1 protein-coding gene is annotated in these 557 nt (G+C 37.9%); it reads left to right on the forward strand.

The features are described 5' to 3' along the window. The coding region (locus tag ACNFN4_RS22230; RefSeq protein ID WP_448200488.1) for an acyltransferase family protein at window positions 1-557 on the forward strand (557 nt) is incomplete at both ends.

Raw genomic sequence — 557 nt, forward strand, 5'->3', positions numbered from 1 at the left:
CTTGCCTCCACTGTACTGCTAATTATTCTAGGAGCTCTTTCATTAACAGTATTCACTACTAAAGAGTACTGGACATGGCTTCTTAGCAATTTTGTGTTATATCCTCAATACTTCCCTGACATATTCCATCACATTGGCACAGGTCGCCTTAACGATTCACTTTGGACAATTCCTGTTCAGATTAGCTTTTACCTTGTGTTACCCGCAATTTATTGGTTTTATAAACGTTTCGGATTCAAAAAAATGATTCTTTGCTCTTTTGCTGTTTCCGCTTTCAGTGTGTTGGTTTCTTTTATAACATTGAAGTACTCGCCTGACAGTTTGATCGGTAACCTGTACTTACATTCTTTCCTGCCACAGATGTTTTATTTCACTTTGGGCATCTTCTGGGCAAAGGCATGGAGAAAGTCACCGCCGCAGCATATTGTTTTATTTTCATCTTCGGTAATTTTATTTTTACTCTTTAAGGCAGATCCCATGCATCTCAGTTCAATAAACAGTACACTATGGAGCTTTTTATGGTTCATTCCTTTGAGCTATGCAATTATTTGGTTCGA

The organism is Bacillus sp. N1(2025) (assembly GCF_053470005.1).